1 protein-coding gene is annotated in these 1,367 nt (G+C 67.5%); it reads left to right on the top strand.

Annotated features, from left to right (window positions below; translation table 11 throughout):
* Positions 1-1,367, top strand: a 1,367-nt coding sequence (gene miaB, locus NGJ44_RS23085) for a tRNA (N6-isopentenyl adenosine(37)-C2)-methylthiotransferase MiaB (protein ID WP_251866063.1), incomplete at both ends; no start/stop codon positions are given.

The raw sequence follows: 1,367 nt of genomic DNA, 5'->3' as shown, positions 1-1,367 counted from the left end.
CCCCGGCTCCGACCCCCGCTCCCCCCGCAAGCTGTACATCCGCACCTTCGGCTGCCAGATGAACGAGTACGACTCGGACAAGATGGCCGACGTGCTGCGCGGCGACCAGGGCCTCGAAATGACCGACAACCCCGAAGAGGCGGACGTCATCCTGTTCAACACCTGTTCGGTGCGCGAGAAGGCCCAGGAGAAGGTCTTTTCCGATCTGGGCCGCGTGCAGCATCTCAAGAAACTCAACCCCGACCTGGTGATCGGCGTGGGCGGCTGCGTGGCCAGCCAGGAAGGCGAGGCCATCGTCAGGCGCGCGCCCTACGTGGACGTGGTGTTCGGGCCGCAGACCCTGCACCGCCTGCCGGAGCTGATCCGGCGCCGGCGCGCCGAGGGCCGCTCGCAGGTGGACATCAGCTTTCCCGAGATCGAGAAGTTCGATGCGCTGCCGCCGCCGCGGGTCGAGGGCCCGGCCGCCTTCGTGTCCATCATGGAAGGCTGCAGCAAGTACTGCAGCTTCTGCGTGGTGCCCTACACGCGCGGCGAGGAAGTCTCGCGTCCGTTCGACGACGTGCTCATGGAAGTGGCCGACCTCGCCGACCAGGGCGTCAAGGAGGTCACGCTGCTCGGACAGAACGTGAACGCCTACCGTGGCCGCATGGGCGACACCGCCGAAATCGCCAACTTCGCCCGCCTGCTGGAATACGTGCACGAAATCCCCGGCATCGAGCGCATCCGCTACACCACCTCGCACCCCAAGGAAATGACGCAGCGCATGGTGGACGCCTACGCCACGCTGCCCAAGCTGGTGTCCTTCCTGCACCTGCCCGTGCAGGCCGGCAGCGACCGCGTGCTGGCCGCCATGAAGCGCGGCTACACCACGCTGGAGTTCAAGTCGGTGGTGCGCAGGCTGCGCGCCGCGCGCCCCGGCCTGACGCTGTCATCGGACTTCATCGTGGGCTTTCCCGGCGAAACCGAAGAAGACTTCGAGAAAACCATGAAGCTCATCGAGGACGTGGGTTTCGACACCTCGTTCTCGTTCGTCTACTCGCGCCGCCCGGGCACCCCGGCGGCCGACCTGCACGACGACACGCCGCAAGACGTGAAGCTGCGCCGGCTGCAGCGCCTGCAGACGCTCATCAACGAACAGGCCGCCGCCATCGCGCGCGGCATGATCGGCACGCGCCAGCGCGTGCTGGTGGAAGGCCCGTCGCGGCGCGACGCCAGCGAGCTCATGGGCCGCACCGAGAACAACCGCATCGTCAACTTCGCCGCGCCCGCGCGGCTCATCGGACAGATGGTCGACGTCATCATCACCGACGCGTACACGAATTCGCTGCGCGCGCGCGTGGCCGGCGTGGACCGCGACTCCCAAGAGG

It is taken from the genome of Achromobacter sp. Marseille-Q4962, assembly GCF_943737005.1.
Classification (GTDB): domain Bacteria; phylum Pseudomonadota; class Gammaproteobacteria; order Burkholderiales; family Burkholderiaceae_B; genus Achromobacter.
This window is presented reverse-complemented; position numbering and strand designations above follow the sequence as displayed.